Here is a 19,529-nt window from a genome sequence, read left to right as displayed (position 1 = left end):
TAGAAATTTTACATTAAAGATTGAAAATTTTTGGCTCATGTCCACTAGTCATTTATAATGAAAGTAATATCGTAAAAGGTAAAATTATGAAAATGGAAGACCTGAAATAGTGCGGAGGAAAAACATGAAGAGTGCAGGTGTTATTGTGGAATACAACCCGTTTCACAACGGACATTTATTCCATTTAAATGAAACGAAAAAAATAACAAGCTCAGATGTTTTGATTGCTGTCATGAGCGGAAACTTTCTGCAGCGGGGGGAACCGGCGCTTGTATCAAAGTGGGCGCGGACCAAAATGGCACTGCGGGCGGGAATTGATATAGTTGTGGAGCTACCTTATCAGTTTGCGACACAGCAGGCCGAAATATTTGCTAATGGGGCAATTTCAATCCTTGAAGCCCTCCATTGTGAGGCCTTTGCATTTGGAAGTGAATCAGGAAAAATTGATAGCTTTTTCTATACTTTTGAAAAAGTAGAGGAAAAGAATCAGCTGCTTCAAACCTTTATTCAAGAAGAAGTTAAAAGAGGATCCAGCTATCCTAAATCTGTGGCATCTGCTTATGCCACTGTGTTAGAAGGTGAAAATACACTGGATCTTTCCAGGCCAAATAACATTTTAGGATTTCATTATATAAAGGCACTGCGGGAGCAAAACGGTAAAATGAAGCCCTATACAATTTCCCGTAAAAATGCTCAATATCATGATGTACATTTTTCATCTGCCACAATTGCCAGTGCAACAAGTATCCGAAAACATATTTTTGAGAGGCCAGACCAAAACGCAGAGGAAATTATGCAATACGTGCCTCCCGCTACATTTGAAGAATTGCAGAACTATCATAAAGTAACGGGTCTATTTCACAGCTGGGAGCTATATTGGCCCTATTTGCAATATCGGATACAGACTGCATCTCCCGAGGAACTAAGAAGCATTTATGAAATAGAGGAAGGCATCGAATACCGCATAAAAGACGCATCAATCGAGAGCAGCAGCTTCCACGATTTCATGAATAACCTGAAAACTAAAAGATATACATGGACCCGTCTGCAGCGAATGTGTGTTCATATTCTAACCAATACCTTGAAAGAAGAAATGTCTAAAAATGATCGTCTGTCACCTTATATTCGACTGTTAGGCATGAGCAAAAAAGGGCAACACTATCTTAATGAACTCAAAAAAGACTTAGAACTTCCTCTCATTGCTAATGTCAAAAAAGAACATGCCACTTTATTACATCTCGATCTAAAAGCAGCAAAAGTGTATAATCTTCCACTACATCAACATAATTCCCGCATCCTCCTGGAAGATTTTTTAAAACATCCTGTTTTACTAAAAGAAGGTGAGTAGCCTATTAGGCTATTCACCTTCTGATTCAAGTTTTTCCAAGTAGTTTATCGTATCCTCAAATGTTTCGACTGGAACTATTTCCATATCCGAGTTGATTTGTTCCTTTACTTTAAGCGCATCTTTATAATTAGAGGTTCCATTTACCTCCATACTTGGTGCAAAAAAGATATCGACTTTTTTATTATCAGCGGCTACAATTTTATGTTCAATTCCGCCAATTGGCAGAACCTTTCCGTCTTCAGTAATTTCACCTGTTCCAGCAATTTCGTAACCTTTTGTCCAATCTTCTTCAGTTAACTGGTTATAAATTTCAAGACTAAACATAAGTCCGGCTGATGGCCCGCCGATTGAACTTGAATTTATTTCGACGGGAGGATCTGCTATTACCTCATAATCATCGACGAGTTTAATACCAAAACCGCGTTCCTGCGGATTTTCCGGGAATGGGGCTGTCTCAATTTCAGCCGTTTTGGTTTCACCATTCCTAATAAAAGTAATCGTAATTGGAGCGGTTGCTTCTTTGACATAGCTGCCAAATTCGTCTGATGACTCAAATTCCAATTCATCCACCTTAATAATTTGATCACCAGGCTTCAGTACTTCTTCTGCTGGCATTCCTTCAATAATATCAACGACATAAACTCCATGATACACGTTTTTAACAGGAATCCCTGCGTACTTATAAGCCGTATGAATCGCATTGTACTTGGAGTGATCCATTAAAAAAAGCTGATAAACATCAAATTCCTCCTGTGTTTCTCCCTCTTCACGTACATTTTCCTGCGGTTCAATTTCATAAAAAGGCCTGATTTGGGCCCATAAGTAAATAAAAATATTTGGTTCTAATCGGCTGACAGTGGTTAGCATAAAACTTCCTTCTTCACTGTCAGATCCCCCCTCTACTTTTATCAACGGTTCGAGTTCTGTTGCCGATCCTGGTCGGTACACGTAATATGGGAGTTTGTAAAATGATAAGATAATAGCGATAATAAATACGGCGATTAATATTTTATTATACGTCTTTCGGCTCATGCGTGTTGTTCCCTCCAGCGATCGATTAAATCAGAAAGATTTGGTAATTGTTGTCTTGCAGCTTCTTCTCCTATGTTAATGATTTCTTCAATATTTGTAAACGCTCGGCCACTATACATCTCAACATTCGGTTTGATCATTAAGTCAGAGGTCTTCTCTCTGTGCCTTCCAATTTCCATTTGCATAATATCATAGCTTTGCATGATTACATCATAAATCGTTGTAACATCTTCATTCATTTTTACACTTGACACATCGACCCCAATCACAAGATCAGCTCCCATTTCTTTTACAACCGAAACAGGAACACGATCCACTACGCCTCCATCCACTAATAATCTGCCCTGATATTTTTCCGGGACAAAAATTCCTGGTATCGCAATACTGGCTCTTACTGCTTCAGCAATGGGGCCCTCTTTAAAAATAACTTTTTCTCCAGTCTTAATATCCGTTGCCACAACTGCAACGGGTATCGGCAAATCTTCTAAATTCAAATGATGAGTAAATAGGCGGATAAATTCTTTAATTCTTTTGCCAGCAATAAATCCCATTTTAGGGACAGTGAAATCAAGATAATACTTTCTCCTAAAAGCCTTCGAGAGAGAATATAACCTCTCCATTGAATGGCCTGCACTATAAAAACAGGCTATGATCGACCCCATACTGCTTCCAGCCAAAAAATGAACAGGTATGCCTTCCTGCTCTAAGATCTTCAATACTCCTAGATGAGCGAAGCCCCTAGCCCCGCCTGAGCCTAAAGCAATTCCCACTTTTGGATCTTTCAAGGGTATCCCCCCAACCTGTACAAGACAGAAGGTCTATTTCTTTTTTTTCAAGAGTATATTAGTATAGGCGCGACATTAGACAAGTTGTCTTTTAGCCATATACCTATCCTTATGCTTAATTCATTTGCAAAATGATAGGCAATGCCGACCAGGGAGGGAAATTCCAGTTGCTCAATCGATCCAAGTTAAAAACCTTAGTACTCGCTTTATCTGTTACATTAATGGCCATATCATTAATTGTATTTCCAGAGGAATCCTTCGAAGCCTCCATTCGCGGATTGAATATGTGGTGGGAAATTGTTTTTCCTTCGCTTTTACCCTTCTTTATTATTTCTGAGATGCTGATTGGATTAGGCGTCGTTAAATTTATTGGAGTTTTATTAGAACCGTTTATGAGACCGCTTTTTCGAGTCCCCGGTGTTGGCGGTTTTGTTTGGGCAATGGGAATGGCATCAGGAAATCCGGCTGGAGCGAAGTTATCAGCCAGATTGAGGCAAGAAAAACAAATCACAAGAATAGAAGCTGAGAGACTCGCTTCTTTTACAAATTGTTCAAATCCCCTATTTATTTTTGGTGCCGTATCAGTCGGTTTTTTTAATAATCCCAAACTTGGGATATTATTGGCAGTCGCTCATTATCTAGCGAATTTTTTTGTAGGACTTGTTATGAGATACCATGGTAAAAAGGAGGAAAAAGGCGGTTATAGAAAGGAAAGAAGAAAACTTTCAATCCGTAAAGCCTTAAGAGCCCTTCATAGAACAAGAATCAATGATAAGAGACCGCTCGGTCAAATTCTTGGAGATGCGGTTATTTCTTCAATTCAAACATTACTCATGATTGGCGGCTTTATTATTCTGTTTTCAGTGATTAACAAACTATTATTCCATTTACATATTACTTCAGCTATCTCCTTAGTGTTCAATCAATTATTTACTCTATTACAGTTACCTAAGGAAATGAGTATCCCGTTCATCTCCGGATTATTTGAAATTACATTAGGCAGCCAAATGCTGAGTCAGGTTCAAGAATCCTCCGTATTACAGCAAGCGATAATGGTCAGTTTTATTCTTGCTTTCGCTGGCTTTAGTATTCAGGCACAAGTGGCCAGTATATTTGCTCAAACTGATATCCGTTTTAAACCTTTCTTTTTTGCGCGGCTCTTGCAGGGCATTTTTGCTTCTTTTATAACCATTATCCTTTGGAATCCGCTCTATAAGGGAGTCGTTCTAAAACACCCCAGTGAGTCCATACCTGTATTTTGGGAAGCACAGTCAAGCTGGAATGATATGCTTGATTCGCTTAAAGAAATCGGCCCATTATTTACAATTTTTGCGCTCAGTCTTTCCTGCCTGATTTTACTCAGACGAATCAGAAAAACAAGAGGTTAAGCGAGATTGGTTTTGAAAGCTCCTATTCGAAAAAAGAGGGATTGTCTTCTAAACAATCCCTCCAAATTAATTCTTATATTTTTCCCTTAACGCCTTTTCTACTGGAAATGGTACTAATTCTGAAATATTTCCCCCAAATTTGGCCACTTCTTTTACAATACTTGAACTTAAAAAAGAGTACTGGCTTTTCGTCATAATAAACAAGGTTTCTAATTCATCGTATAATACTTTATTCATTGATGTAATCTGCATTTCATATTCAAAATCGGAAACAGCCCGAAGCCCTCTGATAATCGCATTAGCCTGGACCTTTTTAGCATATTCCACTAATAAACCCTGGAATGAATCTACTTTAACATTGGGTATATCCTTTGTTACTGTTTTTATTAATTCCATTCTTTCTTCCACTGAGAATAATGGCTGTTTCGATGCGTTATTCAAAACACAAATATATACCTCTTCAAACACCTTTGCTCCGCGAGTTATGATATCTAAATGTCCATATGTAATTGGATCAAATGTACCAGGACATACAGCGATTTTTCCCATTTTCTTCCCCCTATATTTGCTTTTGAAAAATTGTGACCCCTATCATTCCATATTCCTCTCTTTTCATAATCGAAAAATGAGCCGTCTCGGTCAGTACATCTTTTGCATCGTGTTCACAAAGAATCTGGCCTGACTCTTTTAATAAACCGAGCTTTTCAATTTGTTCAACTAATTCCATATGATTTTTTAACTTATAAGGCGGATCAAGCATAATTAAATCAAATTTCAGCTCTCTTTTCGCACAAGCTTTTAATGCTCTTTTCGCATCTGCTTTATATATTTCCACCTGTTCCTCACTAATCCGAAGAGCTGAGATATTTTCTTTAATAATTTGAATCGCTTTTCCATTATGGTCTACAAAAATACAACGGTCTAATCCCCTTGAAAGCGCTTCTATACCCAGACCCCCGCTGCCTGCAAACAGGTCTAGCCCTAAGCCGCCATTAAAAAAAGGACCAATCCTGTGAAAGACAGATTCTTTCACTTTATCCGTTGTCGGTCTCGTATTCATCCCAGGAACAGCTTTTAAAGAATGACCTTTATAGGTACCTGCAATAACCCTCATAGTTGCACCCTCTTTACTTCGCGTCCTTCATTATCCTACCATAATCCTTTATATCGATGCTACTTATTTTGAGGACGTTTACATACAAGAACACTACATCTCTTTTCTCAATTTTAAGTGTATAATGCTTCCTTTTTTGGACCATACTGAAAGTAACAACATCTAGACGAGATGTTGTTGCCAACCGCGGAGAAGACTTACGTTTCCCCATAAGTTCTTCCTCCGGTTTCTCCTCTCCCTTTGCCTTCGGGTCCTCTTTTTGAAGAGGATATAGAAGGACCCTGCAGAAACATGTCTGCAGGGCTTTTTTTTTTGCATAAAATTATCAATGTTAAGCCATATATAGTATTTTATAAAAATCATTACTTCTCAGGGCAGATCCTTCAAATGAATCGAATCTTCAGCCATTATAACATCGAGGGTAAATAATCGTCTTAACCAGCCTTCTTCCATAAATAACTCGTTATTGAAATACGAAAGTGGGAATTGTGTAAGAACATATCTGCTATCATTTTCAAGTAAAATCGGCTGGTCCGTAGAAAACTGAAAGATATGACCCTCCTTTTTGATCTCAACTAATTTTTGCTTTGGTACTTGGTTTACCTCATAACCGATCAGGTTCATCGTTTCTAAAAGCGGATAATATCTAAGCCCGTTATCGATTAATGTCAGTATTTCCTTTTCACTTCTATTAAATCCAGTGACTGGTCTTGGATCAAAAAATAAAAGCTCTCCTTTTATTCCTTTTTCAAAATGGTCAGTTAAAAAGGTTGTTTTAAGTCCTTTTATTTTAAATATCTGCTCATCGAGCCAAGCAGGTGTGATTGTTTTTGTGAATTGCGAGATGACAACTGATTGAAGCTTTTCCCTTTCAATTTCTGAAAGGTTTTGAAGCAGCTTCTGATAGACAGATTCAGACTGGATTTCCTCTTCTAATAGAATAGAAGCTATTAAGCCCGAAAAAGACGGATCCAATGTATCATCAACAATAAAACTATCTTTTATATAGGTTCTGATAAGTATTGTCCTCAGTGCTTCGCTAGTTGTCGTACTTGGGACTATCAGTAAACCTTTCGTATAATAGGCTGGTGATAAGTCGCTAAAAACAATATTCCATTGGCCGAATTGAGGGAATTTCTCAACCCATTTCTCAACTTCCGATTTTTCTAAGGACCCGTTGCTGCCAGACCCAAAAATTTGAATCGGTCCGATTGAAGCCATTTGTAAAAGCTCTTCCGATCTAAATAAAGAGACACTGCCTTTGTCAGATTGAAATTGATAATATGAAATCGTTTCCTGTTGGGTGTGTCCAAATAAAGGAGCAGTTGATGTCCAAAATCCTTTAAATGGCAATGGTTCAATGATTTCAACTGTTGTCTCGCTAATTTTTACATCTGGGAAATGGACCCATTCGTTAAATAAGAAGGTTTTTCCCTCCATTGGAACAACATATTGAAATTTGACGGCATCAGCCTGTTCGATCACATTATGATTCAATCGACAAGGCTGATTTTCTTCATCCAAACACTGAATGTCCTGAACTCCATTTGGCACTATATAGCTAAGAGAGTTCCCATTGATTCCAGAGACTTGCTGTTCCACTTTTAAAATCGCTTGCTCACGAGTGATCGAAATCGTTTGGATTAATCCCTCTTCAGCCATTTGACTCGTTTCCTCTGCCGACTTTGTAAAATCAAACCACTGGATATAAAGAAATACTCCGATAAAAATTAGGGATATGAACATCAGACTAACGAAAAACCGTCTCATTGCTTTTCTTCTCCTTATATCAGTACACCAGGCTTACAAAACTTGACCTAGTTTTCACTTCAAGTTTGTTTGAACCCATGTTAAAGTATGAATAATAGTGCTAGGAGGTACTTTGATGAACCAAAGATTTATTGAGTTAGGCGAGGGCTATTCGGATATATTTGAGTTACGGGAAATTATTGAAAGAAATCAAGATCGGCTTGAACATTTACTCTTATTAAAAACTGAAATAAACGGCAAAAGCCGCTGTTCATTTGTCGTTATTTTAAAACCAGCACGTACAGGAGATTTCCAGCCTGTGTATATTTGCAAAGAAGGTATCCCTTATGAAGAAAATAAGCCAAGCCAGCGGATCCTATTATTTCAGGAAGCGGCTGCTAATGCTCATAAGGAAATCATTGGGCTGCAAGTCAAATCTTCTAAAAGCTTTGCGGATGATAAGCTGTATTATCAATATTTAATAGGAATTTTACGGATGAACCGATATATATTACCCTTACATTGGTAAAAGGTACGTCGCGGGTTCCGATCACTGTGAAAAAGGCTTCGAAAGATCGAAGCCTTTAAAATCCTATTTTATAGTCGTATTCTTTTGCTTTATCGGGTTTCTTATTTTCATAATGAGTTTTAATCATGGATTTATAGGAAAGTTCTACTTTTCTGACAAATGGGTAAGCGTGAAGCTGATTTTCTACCCACTCACTTTCCTCCATAGAGCAATATAAAACAGCGTATTTTAAACGCTTTGATATGTAATGGACATTCCCAAGTCTTCTAAGCTGTTTGGCTTGTTTTAATGAGGACAACCATACTATAAAACCTTGACGATCTACAATCATAATGACTCCTCTGCCGATTTCTTTTTACTTAGTCTAGCATAATGTTCTATAAATGAGCAATATCGTAAGTATGCAAAAAAAACTTGCACAGAAGAAAGACTGTGCAAGTTTTATGCGGAACAACTGCAGCTTCCTCCACTGCCGCAGCCCCCACCACAACTGCTTCCACTTTCAAAAAATGGATTACCGGTTGGGACTTTAATGTGTTTGGAAACAGATTGTCCAATCATAACACTCACTTCGTCGAGCATCGTTTGTAAGCTTAATTCTGCTCTCCGAAATTCGGCCACGCGGTCATCAAGGTCCATATCTCGCTTTGCCTCACGAACCTCTTTCATGACCCATTTATAATCGGGATGATATTTCCCAAATCGCTGAACCTCTTCATAACGTTCCTTCAGTTCAGTGAATCTCTTTATTTTTGCTTGTGTAACAGGATGATTCTTCAATTTATTATAAGCACTTCTATATTCTTCGGCTAAATCAGATTGAAGAATCATTTCTGCTAATTGTTCTGCTTGCTCAACTACTAATACTTTTTCTAAAGTATTAATCAAGAGGCCTCACCTCCACTTATAATAGTATCATGAAAAGGTGCAGATTGAAAATAAGAGAAAATTCAAGGGGACGAACAGGAACTGATCTTTGGGGTTTGTCTGTTCTGGCTCGGGAGGCTGATAACTTTCGGCAGCGCTGCATTGCACGAAGAAAATGCACATGCATTTTCGAGGAGTTTCGCCCCCTCCTCTCCTATCTAAAAATCACAAATGAGCTCTAACATAGCCAAAAATAAAAATACCCCCTTTTTAGTTATCATTTGCGTCCAATCAAATAAATAACCAAATAAAGGAGTTATGAATTTTGAGATTGATTCATGGCTTGAAACATACTCATCATCATCGTAGCCATTTGGATACTTTGCGAGAACTGTTCAACTTTATGCGGGATCGTTTTTCTAAAATAATGCAGAGCAGAAATTTCAAATGTCTCCCAATCATTCGGATTGCGGGACAGCTTTCTATACCAAATCGGCTGTTCCCTTAAAAAACGGACCCAATCTGGATTTTTTCTGACTAACTCGTATATTTCTGATCGCAATATGGTCTGCCTCCCTTTTAATCTTTTCTAAAGGAAAAGGGATTACTTGGTTGATTTTGACTCTGATTCTGCTTTTGTTTGTTCCGTCCATTAGCCTGAAATTGTGAGAGGATTCCCTGAATCGCTCCGATTGCCTCACTTAAAGACGAAAGATGATGCTGGATTTGCTCGGTGTCCATTTTTTTTACACCATTCCATACGATTGAAAGAATATCACTGTTAAATTCCTTTTTTTCATTTGAATTTTTCACTTCATCAGACTTGTAGGAATCCCATCTTGAATCATCTTCCCCTAGCAAGTACCATTCTTCATATAGTTCCTGCCATGTAGTTGTTCCGTCTCTTACCTCTTTAACGAGATTAGGATTTTTATTAACAAATTCTTTAAATTGCTGAATAGATGGATGAAGCTTTTTTTCCATATTATTCACCTCAGTATAGGCATTTCCCACGATATTATATGATTCATATAAGAAAAGGTGATATAATTTTTACGTTTCCAATATGTCTGTACTTACTTAAAAAAATACAAACTGCAAGGTGGTTATCATGAGAAATAATTTGCAACAGCTTTGGGAAAATTTTTTAGAAACTTCGACCTCTGAGGAACAGGAGCTGTTTATTCAGTTTATGGAAGGTTTAAATCGCAAGAAAATGCGAATAAATGATTCCTATATTTCTTCATTCCTACAGCTTGATCAAATACTAAAGCCTAATGAACTAGAGATGACATTTCCCATAACGCCCTTAACGCTGAATGCTTTAGATATTGTTCATGGCGGTATAACGGCAACTGTTTTAGATACGGTTATGGGGACGTATGCCTTTCATTTAATACCAGAGGATAAGGCAGCTGTAACTTCTGAGATGCACATTCATTTTTTAGCAAAGGGTGAAGGTGAAACAGTTACCGCAAAAGCAACTTGTATTCACAAAGGAAATACCAGACTTGTAATGGAAGGAAAGGCTTTTAGAGATGATGGAACATTAATGGGACATGCCACCGCTACTTTTCATATCATTCCAAGAGTATAGGATTAAAAAAAATCGGGAGACAGCTCCCTATTGTTCACTGTCTTCCAATTCCTCATTATCGATATCCCAGGATCTCTTTATATAATTTTGTGTATAATACTTCCGGTACACACCAACACCTAGGTGAGTAAATTCCTCCTCTAGCATGGTCTCCCGGTGACCTTTACTGTTTATCCATCCTTCAATGACTGCTCCTGCATCCACATATTGGGCAGCAATATTTTCACCGGCCATTTCAAATACGACATCCCGATGCTCTAACCGGTCCTTTAATTCACCAAATTCAGGAGATGTATGCGAGAAATATTCATTGTCATGCATATCTTTGCTATGTTCATACGCAACAACGGCTGTAACAGGATCCCACTCTAATGGAGGTAATCCAAAACGCTCCCTTATCACATTGGTCATATCGAAAATTTGTTTTTCAATCCCTTCCGTTGCAGCAGTCCAGCTCTCATCTTCCAAAGGATTCATTTCATACAAAGTCCCCCGATAAACCAAATCATATGGTCTAAGCTTTATCAAGGTTTCTGCATTTATAAAACGAATGCTCGAAAGCTTTTCTGTAAATTTATCAAAATATAACTGAACAAAAATATCACCAATCGGAATAAGAGGTCGGATATTTAAGTCCTCTTCTGTCAGTTCAAATTGATAAGTGGTTCCATCATACTCCAGCTGAATATCGGTTGAAAGAGTTGCTAATTGAAATATATCCTGAATAGGCTGACCAATCTGAAAAGGCTGTACATTAATGTCGTCCCCTATTATATAGGCAGTCACAACCTTCTGATCTTCTATCCCCAATTGAAAATAGCTGCTAGAATCTCCTTTGTATATCCACCAATCATAGCCGTATAATGAAGGTTCAATTCGGTCCGGTGAACCAAAAGTTTCTCTTACAGCTTCCACATCATTTCCAATTAATGTAGCGATCCCCTGATCCGGCTGCGGCAGCTCAAAAGGAGGACCGGTTTGTTCTACATTTGGGAGAGGATTGGGACTTATTTCTCCTTCTTCTTGAATCATAGGTTCTTCTGGTGTTATAGAATAATTAAAATAAATGCTAATGACAAAAAAGGCACTAAAAATAATGAGGACTTTAAATAAAAAACGCAGCTCTATCTTCCCTCCCCTCTTATTTTAGCAAGAGGCTTTCTTTCTCCTATCATATGTTTTGAATTCTAGATTTATTATATCATTTTTACCAATTCAAATAATAGAAATTAGGGAAGGAAAATAGAAATTATGGAGATTTATCCTGGTTTTCTTTCATTTCAGTTATTGAAGGTAAGTAGAATGGTGATCCTCTGATATTTCAGTCAAAGCCTCTTCGGCCTGATGATCGAAGGAAGATTGAAGCGCTACATCTCCTAATGCTAAAATCCCTATCAGATTTTTGTTTTCAACGACAGGGAGACGCCGGACCTGATGCTTTTTCATAAGTTGAATGGCTTCTTCTACTGAAGTTTCTGGTTCAATTGTGATTAGCTTATCAGACATAATATCTTCCACTTTAGTAGAACCAGGATGCTTTTCAGCAACTCCTCTTATGACAATATCCCTGTCTGTAATCATACCGACCAAGTGCTGCTCATCATTGACAATGGGAATGGCACCAACATCCAGATCTTTCATTTTTACTGCTACTTCAAAAACATTATCAAGCAAGGTACAATACTCTACATCTTTAGTCATTATTTCTTTTACTTTTTTCAACATTACCACCTCGAATTTCCCCAATAATAATTATATGATTATGGTTACCTTCACCGGTATTTTTATTCGATATGCCAGGGAAACTTGGCAATGTTGTGAACTTTTACTACAGCGTTGCAAGATGGAAAGGATTCGTCTATTATTAAAATTGGAATAATATGCAGGTAACGCAGTTAGAGGAGGTATCATCTATGAAATTCGAAAATACAGGAATTGAATCCCTGAAAGCTGATTTAAGCAGACTTGACTCAACAATGGATGATTATGGTCTAATTAGAGCTGACCAATGGGATTATGAACGTGTTTCTTACGATCGTAAGTTTGAAATGAAGGAAGGTACATATTATCTTCGTGTTCAGGGCTATGCTGTTGAAGGAGACGTAGGCGGCCGTCATGCAGTTATCCAATTGATGACCCCAATCCTTGGAAAGCATTATTATCCGCACGGAGTCGAGTATGGCGAAGATGAGCACTATCCAAACTCACTCGTTAGCCAATGTGAAAAAATCCTCAATCAATTAAAAGAAGAAGTAAAACAATTTGCTTTATAATTAAATTCAGGAAAAATGAAAAAAGACCGGCTTTCTGAGAAAGCCGGTCTTTTTTAAATAAATTTATCCTGAAATTTAAAATCCTAAGATCGCCTTAAACAGAGAAGTCGTTTCTCCTCCAGCATAAAACACATAAAGAAGAAGGTAAACAACCACTCCTGTGATCGCTGTAAAAAACCAAATGATACTTGTAATAGGTCCCAATTTTCTATGTAGTTTATAATTCTCTTTATACCCGCTATATAATTGAATAATTCCCAGAACAGCTCCCGATGTGGCTAACGTTATGTGGAATATTAAGAAAATTGTATAATAAATTTTTACATGATCTGGACCGCCAAATGAGGTATTCCCCATAAAAATCGTTCTGCTCATATAAATCACAAAGAATAAAATCGCGAATATCGCAGCTGTCATCATGACTCGCTGATGAGCTTCAATTTTTCTTTGTTTTATTAGTACCCAACCGATTGCAACAAAGATTGCGCTTATGACTATGAACGATGTACTAAGCGTAGGCAATAAAGGTAAATTCATCGTTTTACCACTCCCATTTATTCTAACTGCGAAGCAAAATGGGAGCCGTTCCAAATGCAAGAACAGCCCGCTTTTACTCTGCGTAGTTTGGTTTAAGTTTTCCTTTTTCTTGTTCTTCTTTTTCAGCTTCTTGTTCTTGACGATACCAGCTAAAGAAAATACTTGCTAAAACATATCCGTAAACGATCTCCTGGATGATTTTCATCAGAACGCCACCTAATTGCTGGTCATCCAGTAATGGCATTGTATTAAACATTTCTGGCCCTGTAATTCCTAAATCAGCTATAGAGACACCTATTGGAAGACAAAGCTTCATCGCTTCAGCCCAATGTGTCGGATCTGTATAGGTTAAATAAAGCGGAACCTCGGCGAAAATAATAAGCGCACACGCTGGGGTAAGAAGTACAGATGCAGCAAGCAAATAACCAATCTTTTTTAATCCAGATAAGCTTCGATTCACTTCAACCTTATTGATTAATGGCCACCACATGCAAAAAGCTAAAATAAAAAGAAGCAACATATAAATTCCATGGAGAAGCACATCTGTTTTAACATGGTCAAACACTAGCGGAACATGATAAAAAGAAAAAATTCCATTAAAAAGAATAAGTGCGAGGATTGGTTTGGTGAATAAACGGAATACAGGCGCAATTTTCCCTTCAATAAGAAATTTTCTCCATATCCAGCTAGGCACTCCGAGAATAATTAAAATCGGTGCGATTAAAAAAAGCACAGCCATTTGGGTCATATGTGCAGAAAATACAATATGACTCATTACATCTAATGGCGAACCCATTGTGAGATAGATAAGTGCGATTCCCGAAACAAAGTAAACGGCTTCTTTTGTTTGTAATGGTTCTGCTGTCGGCCGCTTCTTCTGTAAGGTACGGATCATATAAAAATAAAGACTGGTTATGACAATTAAAAGTAGTAAGAAGTAAGGACTCCATAATGTAGAAAAACTAAATGTATTAAAGATGGACATGGTGCACCTCCACAAATTTCCCAAGAAAAACAATATCTTGGAATATGTCGCAATTAACGGGTGTATTCCCACCTTTCATTATACAGGCTTTAAACAACTGACTGCAATCAAGCGGGGATGGGATTCTCCTTTAAATACGCTATTGTTCAAAAAACGTTCAACATTCCAGTTTTTCGGCGATCTTGAAGCGAATTCAAGTGGTGGTGGTGTGGATTTCCTTTTTTTCGAGTACATCCGTTTTTATTAGAGCTAATATTTTGTCATACGAGTCTAAAACCCGTCAAAGTAAAAAACCTGCCCCTTATTCAAAAGGGCAGGTTACTAATTACCACCAAACAATTGTAACAAATGTCAGGACCGTTAAAAATGCCACCAGCACTCCAGAGTACAAAAAGAGTGCAACAGCCTCATGTCCCTTGTGACTCATATGCATGAAATAGTAAAGCTGAAAAACAACTTGCACAACGGCAAGAAGGAATATAAATGGTACAACAAAGTACCCTGAAATATCACCGTAAATAACCGCAAGGAATGCAATGATGGTCAAAACGATCATTAAGGCAAAGGTCACAACCTGATTCTTCATGTCCTCTGCATTTTTCTTACGGCGATATTCGAGATCAACACGTGAATTTCCTGTTTCAGTCTGTTGATTCGCCATAATTATCCCACCATTCCCGTTAAATATACAACTGTAAAGATGAACACCCATACTACGTCAATGAAGTGCCAGTAAAGACTTGCCACGTAAAACTTAGGAGCCGTGTAGAGGTCAATTCCCCGTCTTGCATTACGAATCATTAAAGCAACGATCCATGCTAACCCAAAGGTGACGTGACCTCCATGAAATCCAGTCAATGTATAAAAGGCAGAACTGAAGGCACTAGTAGTATACCCAAAGCCATCATGAACATAGTGATAAAACTCATAAATCTCAATTCCTAAGAATCCAAGACCTAAAAGAACTGTGATAAATAACCAAAGCTGCATCTTTTTGAAATCGAAGTTTTTCATGTGATAAATCGCATACACACTTGTTAACGAACTTGTCAATAGGAGCATGGTCATTACAAAGACAAGCTTTGGATCAAAAAGTTCAGCAGCCTGTTCTTTATCAACTAAGGCCAAATACGTTGCAAATAATGAACCGAAGAGGACCGTCTCTCCCCCAAGGAATAACCAAAAGCCTAAAAATTTATTTTTACCTTCAAGGGTTGCCTTTTCGGGGGAAGCAGGCCAATTCTCAACTGTAAATTTATCTTGAGCCTCCATTATGCCTTAACCCCCTTATCATCGTCATCCAATAAATCTTCTTTATGGACGTGATAACCGTGATCATCTTTAATAGAACGAACTAACATCGTGCCAAAAGTGATGGCCATACCTATGATAAGAACCGGAATACCCCATGCATATCCATCTTCTTGGTACATTGCTCCGAATCCGGCAATAAATAATCCGATTGACATTATAAATGGTAAAATTGAATTATTTGGCATATGAATATCGCCAACAGGTTCAGCAGGAGTCAATTCTTTATTTCCGTCCATTTTTTCAAGCCACCAGGCATCTAAACCACGTACTAATGGCAGCTGTTTAAAATTATAGAAAGGTGCTGGTGCAGGAAGTGCCCATTCCATTGTACGCCCATCTTCCCAAGCGTCACGTCCAACTTGTTTATTCTTAACTGATGTCATAATGATATTAATCACTAATATCAATACGGCGACCGCCATAAAAAGTGCACCTATCGAACTGACTAAGTTTCCTGTATCCAATCCTTGGCCAGGCAAGAATGTAAAGATTCTTCGCGGCATTCCCATTAAACCAAGGAAATGCTGAATAAAGAATGTTAAGTGGAAACCAATAAAGAATAGCCAGAATGAAATTTTGCCTAAAAATTCATTTAATTTGGTACCAAACATAATTGGCCAGTAGAAATGGGTCGCTGCAAGCAATGCAAATACAACCCCGCCAACAATAACATAGTGGAAGTGAGCCACTACAAAGTAGGAATCATGATATTGATAATCGGCAGGTGCTGCCGCTAACATAACCCCTGTTACTCCGCCAAGCAAGAAGCTAGGAATAAATGAGACTCCATAAAGCATTGGTGTTGTGAAGGTGATCTTTCCGCCCCACATCGTAAAGAGCCAGTTAAAGATTTTAATACCTGTAGGTACTGCAATCGCCATGGTTGCAACAGCAAAGATGGAGTTTGCTACAGGACCCAAACCTGTTGTAAACATATGGTGAGCCCAAACCATGAATCCTAAGAATCCGATTAATACGGTTGCAAATACCATCGATGAATATCCAAACAGTCTTTTTCTTGAGAATGTAGGAATAATCTCAGAGAAAATACCAAACGACGGCAGAATCAAAATATATACTTCAGGGTGTCCGAAGATCCAAAATAAATGCTCGTATATTATGGAGTTTCCTCCGACAGCTTCATTAAAGAAATTCGCTCCGAACATACGGTCAAACATAAGTAAAAATAGTCCTACTGTTAAAGCAGGAAACGCAAACAAGATAAGTGCTGAAGCTACGAAAGTTGACCATGTGAATAATGGCATTCTCATATAGGTCATCCCTGGCGCACGCATTGTAATAATGGTTACCAGAAAGTTAATCCCTGCCATTAATGTACCAGCACCGGATATCTGTAAGCCTATGATATAAAAATCAATTCCATTGCCAGGAGACTCAATCGATAGGGTTGCATAAGATGTCCAACCTGCATCGGGAGCTCCTCCTAAAAACCATGAAAGGTTGAGGAATATTCCTCCAAAGAAAAATAGCCAAAAGCCTAAAGCGTTCACAAATGGGAACGCCACGTCACGTGCACCTATTTGTAAAGGTACTACTGCGTTCATAAAGGCAAATATTAATGGCATGGCTGCCAAAAAGATCATAGTTGTTCCGTGCATTGTCAGGATTTCATTATAGGTTCCTGCAGCAATGAAATCGTTGTCGGGTACCGCTAACTGAATCCGAATTAACAATGCCTCGATCCCACCAACTATGAAGAAAAAGCCGCCTGCTACTAAATAAAGGATCGCAATTTTCTTATGGTCAACGGTTGTCAGGTACTCCCATAAAGTTGCGGCAAATCCTTTTTTCTGTGCGATGGTGCTCACGATTTTACCTCCCTTAAGCAACTACTATACTGTGCTATTCTTGAACTTTTAAGCTAAACAAATACTCTGTCAAAGCATCGATTTGTTCATCAGTTAGGTCTGGATATGTGTCTGTCATTAAGTTTCCTGGTTTTAATTCTTCAGGATCCTTTAACCAAGCTTTTAAGTACTCCTCTTCATGAGGCAGAATTCCAGCAATCCTAACTCTGTCACCGAAAGCAGCTAAATTTGGAGCAGTACGGGCTGCCTCTGGTCTTTCATCTTGAGGTGTAATAGCATGACAAGAAATACAGTTCGCTTCTGAAAATAACTCACTGCCTCTTTGAGCTAACTCATTGTTAGTCAGGTCAGGTGCCTCATAGTTTTGCATCGCTGTAATCCAAGAATTAAATTCGTCTTGTGATAAAGCTTTTACTTTAAAATCCATGAAGGCATGTGATGGACCGCAAAGTTCAGCACATTTCCCATAGAAAATGTTGTCTGCTACTTCATCTGCCGCTTCTGGATCAAATTCCAGCCAAAACTTATTAACTACTTCCGTATTAGTATCCAACTTTCCTCCAACTGCTGGAATCCAGAAGGAGTGTTTAACATCAGAAGACTTTAAATTAAAATAAACTTTTTGTCCCGTTGGAACAACTAAGTCCTGGGATGTAATAACTTCGTAATCCGGATATTCAAATTCCCACCAGTATAGATTAGCCCTTACATTGACGACTAATCCTTCTCGGTTTCCTTCTTCATCTGGTTCCATACCGGAAACATCAGCAAGGTTGAAGGTTGCTGCCACTGTTGGCACAGCTAAAACAAGTAATAACAAAATAGGAATCGTAGTCCAAATAATTTCTAATTTGTGGTTTCCTTCTACTTGTTTCGGTATTTCATTATCGCCTTTTTTCCTTCTAAACTTAATTACTACAGTTAAGAAAATGACGGTAACTACCAGAATAACTAAAACCATGATGGTCGTACTTAAAATCATAAGTTCTAATTGTGATTGGGCCACTGTTCCTGCTGGTTGCAGCGCCGATAGATATGGCTCACCACACCCTGCTAACAGAAGAGAAACAATGGCTAAAACTGGAATAAATCGCCATTTATGCAGCCGCTTCTTCATAGCGTAAATCAAACCCCTCTTTCTTTGAAATCCTCTTTGAAGAAATACTAAATATGTTCAATTCTTTTTTACAAGAAAGAATTGCCTAGATAAGCGTAACAATAATCATGCTAACAAACAAGATGGTTAGATAATTTAATGAATAAACAAACATTAAATTTGCCCATTTAACCGTATCTTTTGTTTTATAGCCTGCAATCCCTAATGCTAACCAGCCCACATTTAGAGCCGTTGCCAGGATTAAGAAAGGCCAGCCTAATGAAAATAAATAAAAAGGCAGTGGCAAGAGACAAGCTACCCATGAAACCATTTGTCTTCTTGTAACATCGAACCCGTGTACAACAGGCAGCATCGGAATGCCAGCTGCTCGATATTCTTCACAACGCTTAATGGCAATCGCCAGAAAATGCGGAATTTGCCATATAAACATGATTAAAAATAAAATAATCGGTACAAAGTGCAAATTGGGATCAATAGCTGCCCACCCAATCAGGGGCGGAACCGCACCGGAAAAACTTCCTACAACTGTATTTAACGTGTGCCGTCTTTTTGACCACATTGTATAAAGGACGACATAGAAAAATGCTCCAATTAATCCAATCACAGCTGCCGTAACAGTAGTCATTAATAAGAAACCGGTACCAACAGCTATTAAAAACAGCCCAATCATGAGTGCCTGCTGTCCAGTAATCTTCCCTGTAACGGTTGGTCTGGATTTCGTACGGCTCATTATATGATCAATGTCTCTATCATAGTAGTTATTAATACTGCAAGAGCCTGCGATCACCAATGAGGAACCTAATAATGTGTAGATTATAGTTCCAATATGATCGAGAAATCCCAAATTCTGAAAATGAAGAGCAAGCCACAATCCGGCAAAGGTTGTAATGAAATTGGAGTTCACAATTCCAATTTTTATAAGAGCAAGGAAATCCTTGAGTGCATTTGTATCAGAAAGAGCCGCAGAATCTTTTAATGAAGCCTCTGATGCCATTTTTGTATTAGCCACTATGACTCTCCTCCTTTCCGTCACATAAATACCTCTAAAATATTCGCCTCCAAGAA

Annotated in this window: 23 protein-coding genes; 5 read left to right on the top strand and 18 right to left on the bottom strand. The window is 38.2% G+C overall.

The genetic code is table 11. The features are described from left to right. Positions 1-124: 124 nt before the first annotated feature. On the top strand, positions 125-1,348 hold the full coding sequence (locus tag CRO56_RS15160; protein WP_097159470.1) for a nucleotidyltransferase: 1,224 nt from the start codon (positions 125-127) through the stop codon (positions 1,346-1,348). A gap of 9 nt (positions 1,349-1,357) precedes the next feature. Here CRO56_RS15160 and CRO56_RS15155 read toward each other — a convergent pair whose 3' ends face one another. Both CRO56_RS15155 and CRO56_RS15150 read right to left on the bottom strand, forming a co-directional pair. Continuing rightward, complete coding sequence (locus CRO56_RS15155) at positions 1,358-2,380, bottom strand: SepM family pheromone-processing serine protease (protein ID WP_097159469.1); 1,023 nt, start codon at positions 2,378-2,380, stop codon at positions 1,358-1,360. Continuing rightward, complete coding sequence (locus CRO56_RS15150) at positions 2,377-3,165, bottom strand: patatin-like phospholipase family protein (protein ID WP_097159468.1); 789 nt, start codon at positions 3,163-3,165, stop codon at positions 2,377-2,379. The genes CRO56_RS15155 and CRO56_RS15150 overlap by 4 nt, the downstream gene beginning before the upstream one ends. A 131-nt stretch (positions 3,166-3,296) precedes the next feature. On the opposite strand from CRO56_RS15150, the gene ylbJ reads away from it, so the two are divergent. Then, entirely contained in the window at positions 3,297-4,553 is a 1,257-nt protein-coding gene (ylbJ, locus tag CRO56_RS15145) for a sporulation integral membrane protein YlbJ (RefSeq protein ID WP_097159467.1), read from the top strand. A gap of 66 nt (positions 4,554-4,619) precedes the next feature. On the opposite strand, the gene coaD is transcribed toward ylbJ, so the two are convergent. The 3 genes from coaD to CRO56_RS15125 all read right to left on the bottom strand — a co-directional run bounded on the left by coaD (position 4,620) and on the right by CRO56_RS15125 (position 7,437). After that, complete coding sequence (coaD, locus tag CRO56_RS15140) at positions 4,620-5,102, bottom strand: pantetheine-phosphate adenylyltransferase (RefSeq protein ID WP_097159466.1); 483 nt, start codon at positions 5,100-5,102, stop codon at positions 4,620-4,622. Between the two features lie 10 nt (positions 5,103-5,112). After that, the gene (rsmD, locus tag CRO56_RS15135) at positions 5,113-5,667 is read right to left on the bottom strand and encodes a 16S rRNA (guanine(966)-N(2))-methyltransferase RsmD (protein WP_097159465.1); all 555 of its coding nucleotides are present in this window, start codon (positions 5,665-5,667) and stop codon (positions 5,113-5,115) included. Positions 5,668-6,036: 369 nt separating this feature from the next. Then, positions 6,037-7,437: a hypothetical protein gene (locus tag CRO56_RS15125; RefSeq protein WP_097159463.1), complete on the bottom strand. Its 1,401-nt coding sequence runs from the start codon at positions 7,435-7,437 to the stop codon at positions 6,037-6,039. 115 nt (positions 7,438-7,552) lie between these two features. Here CRO56_RS15125 and CRO56_RS15120 point away from each other — a divergent pair, with 115 nt between their 5' ends. Then, positions 7,553-7,945, top strand: a complete 393-nt coding sequence (locus tag CRO56_RS15120; RefSeq protein WP_097159462.1) for a DUF7147 family protein — start codon at positions 7,553-7,555, stop codon at positions 7,943-7,945. 55 nt (positions 7,946-8,000) lie between these two features. On the opposite strand, the gene CRO56_RS15115 is transcribed toward CRO56_RS15120, so the two are convergent. The 4 genes from CRO56_RS15115 to CRO56_RS15100 all read right to left on the bottom strand — a co-directional run bounded on the left by CRO56_RS15115 (position 8,001) and on the right by CRO56_RS15100 (position 9,796). Next, a complete protein-coding gene (locus CRO56_RS15115) occupies positions 8,001-8,276 on the bottom strand; it encodes a YlbG family protein (RefSeq protein WP_097159461.1) in 276 nt (91 codons plus the stop codon). A 110-nt stretch (positions 8,277-8,386) separates the two neighbouring features. Beyond that, positions 8,387-8,833, bottom strand: a complete 447-nt coding sequence (locus CRO56_RS15110; protein WP_097159460.1) for a YlbF/YmcA family competence regulator — start codon at positions 8,831-8,833, stop codon at positions 8,387-8,389. 295 nt (positions 8,834-9,128) lie between these two features. Then, a complete protein-coding gene (locus CRO56_RS15105; RefSeq protein WP_097159459.1) occupies positions 9,129-9,374 on the bottom strand; it encodes a YlbE-like family protein in 246 nt (81 codons plus the stop codon). Positions 9,375-9,391: 17 nt separating this feature from the next. Then, a complete protein-coding gene (locus CRO56_RS15100) occupies positions 9,392-9,796 on the bottom strand; it encodes a YlbD family protein (protein WP_097159458.1) in 405 nt (134 codons plus the stop codon). Positions 9,797-9,923: 127 nt separating this feature from the next. On the opposite strand from CRO56_RS15100, the gene CRO56_RS15095 reads away from it, so the two are divergent. Then, positions 9,924-10,409 carry a PaaI family thioesterase gene (locus CRO56_RS15095; protein ID WP_097159457.1) on the top strand — a complete coding sequence of 162 codons (486 nt, stop codon included), beginning with the start codon at positions 9,924-9,926 and terminating at the stop codon, positions 10,407-10,409. 27 nt (positions 10,410-10,436) lie between these two features. Here the strand turns inward: CRO56_RS15095 and CRO56_RS15090 are convergent, their stop codons facing one another. Together CRO56_RS15090 and CRO56_RS15085 are read right to left on the bottom strand one after the other, a co-directional pair. After that, the gene (locus CRO56_RS15090; protein WP_097159456.1) at positions 10,437-11,441 is read right to left on the bottom strand and encodes a CAP domain-containing protein; all 1,005 of its coding nucleotides are present in this window, start codon (positions 11,439-11,441) and stop codon (positions 10,437-10,439) included. Positions 11,442-11,693: 252 nt separating this feature from the next. Next, positions 11,694-12,131: a CBS domain-containing protein gene (locus tag CRO56_RS15085; protein WP_097159455.1), complete on the bottom strand. Its 438-nt coding sequence runs from the start codon at positions 12,129-12,131 to the stop codon at positions 11,694-11,696. Between the two features lie 191 nt (positions 12,132-12,322). On the opposite strand from CRO56_RS15085, the gene CRO56_RS15080 reads away from it, so the two are divergent. Further along, positions 12,323-12,682, top strand: a complete 360-nt coding sequence (locus CRO56_RS15080; protein ID WP_097159454.1) for a YugN family protein — start codon at positions 12,323-12,325, stop codon at positions 12,680-12,682. A gap of 75 nt (positions 12,683-12,757) precedes the next feature. Here the strand turns inward: CRO56_RS15080 and CRO56_RS15075 are convergent, their stop codons facing one another. The 7 genes from CRO56_RS15075 to cyoE form a co-directional block, all read right to left on the bottom strand. Beyond that, the gene (locus tag CRO56_RS15075) at positions 12,758-13,219 is read right to left on the bottom strand and encodes a DUF420 domain-containing protein (RefSeq protein WP_097159453.1); all 462 of its coding nucleotides are present in this window, start codon (positions 13,217-13,219) and stop codon (positions 12,758-12,760) included. Positions 13,220-13,292: 73 nt separating this feature from the next. After that, entirely contained in the window at positions 13,293-14,204 is a 912-nt protein-coding gene (ctaG, locus tag CRO56_RS15070; RefSeq protein WP_097159452.1) for a cytochrome c oxidase assembly factor CtaG, read from the bottom strand. 325 nt (positions 14,205-14,529) lie between these two features. Then, positions 14,530-14,865, bottom strand: coding sequence for a cytochrome c oxidase subunit IVB (gene ctaF, locus CRO56_RS15060; RefSeq protein ID WP_097159450.1), 336 nt, complete (start codon positions 14,863-14,865; stop codon positions 14,530-14,532). Positions 14,866-14,867: 2 nt separating this feature from the next. Then, the gene (locus CRO56_RS15055) at positions 14,868-15,476 is read right to left on the bottom strand and encodes a cytochrome (ubi)quinol oxidase subunit III (RefSeq protein WP_097159449.1); all 609 of its coding nucleotides are present in this window, start codon (positions 15,474-15,476) and stop codon (positions 14,868-14,870) included. Next, positions 15,476-17,347, bottom strand: a complete 1,872-nt coding sequence (gene ctaD / locus CRO56_RS15050) for a cytochrome c oxidase subunit I (protein WP_097159448.1) — start codon at positions 17,345-17,347, stop codon at positions 15,476-15,478. The genes CRO56_RS15055 and ctaD overlap by 1 nt, the downstream gene beginning before the upstream one ends. Positions 17,348-17,381: 34 nt before the next feature. Beyond that, on the bottom strand, positions 17,382-18,464 hold the full coding sequence (gene coxB / locus CRO56_RS15045; protein ID WP_097159447.1) for a cytochrome c oxidase subunit II: 1,083 nt from the start codon (positions 18,462-18,464) through the stop codon (positions 17,382-17,384). 85 nt (positions 18,465-18,549) lie between these two features. Beyond that, positions 18,550-19,458, bottom strand: coding sequence for a heme o synthase (cyoE, locus tag CRO56_RS15040; protein WP_097159645.1), 909 nt, complete (start codon positions 19,456-19,458; stop codon positions 18,550-18,552). Positions 19,459-19,529 lie beyond the last annotated feature (71 nt).

The organism is Bacillus oleivorans (assembly GCF_900207585.1).
Lineage (GTDB): Bacteria > Bacillota > Bacilli > Bacillales > JC228 > Bacillus_BF > Bacillus_BF oleivorans.
The sequence above is the reverse complement of the archived record's forward strand: the minus strand, read 5'-3'. Positions and strand labels throughout refer to the sequence as shown.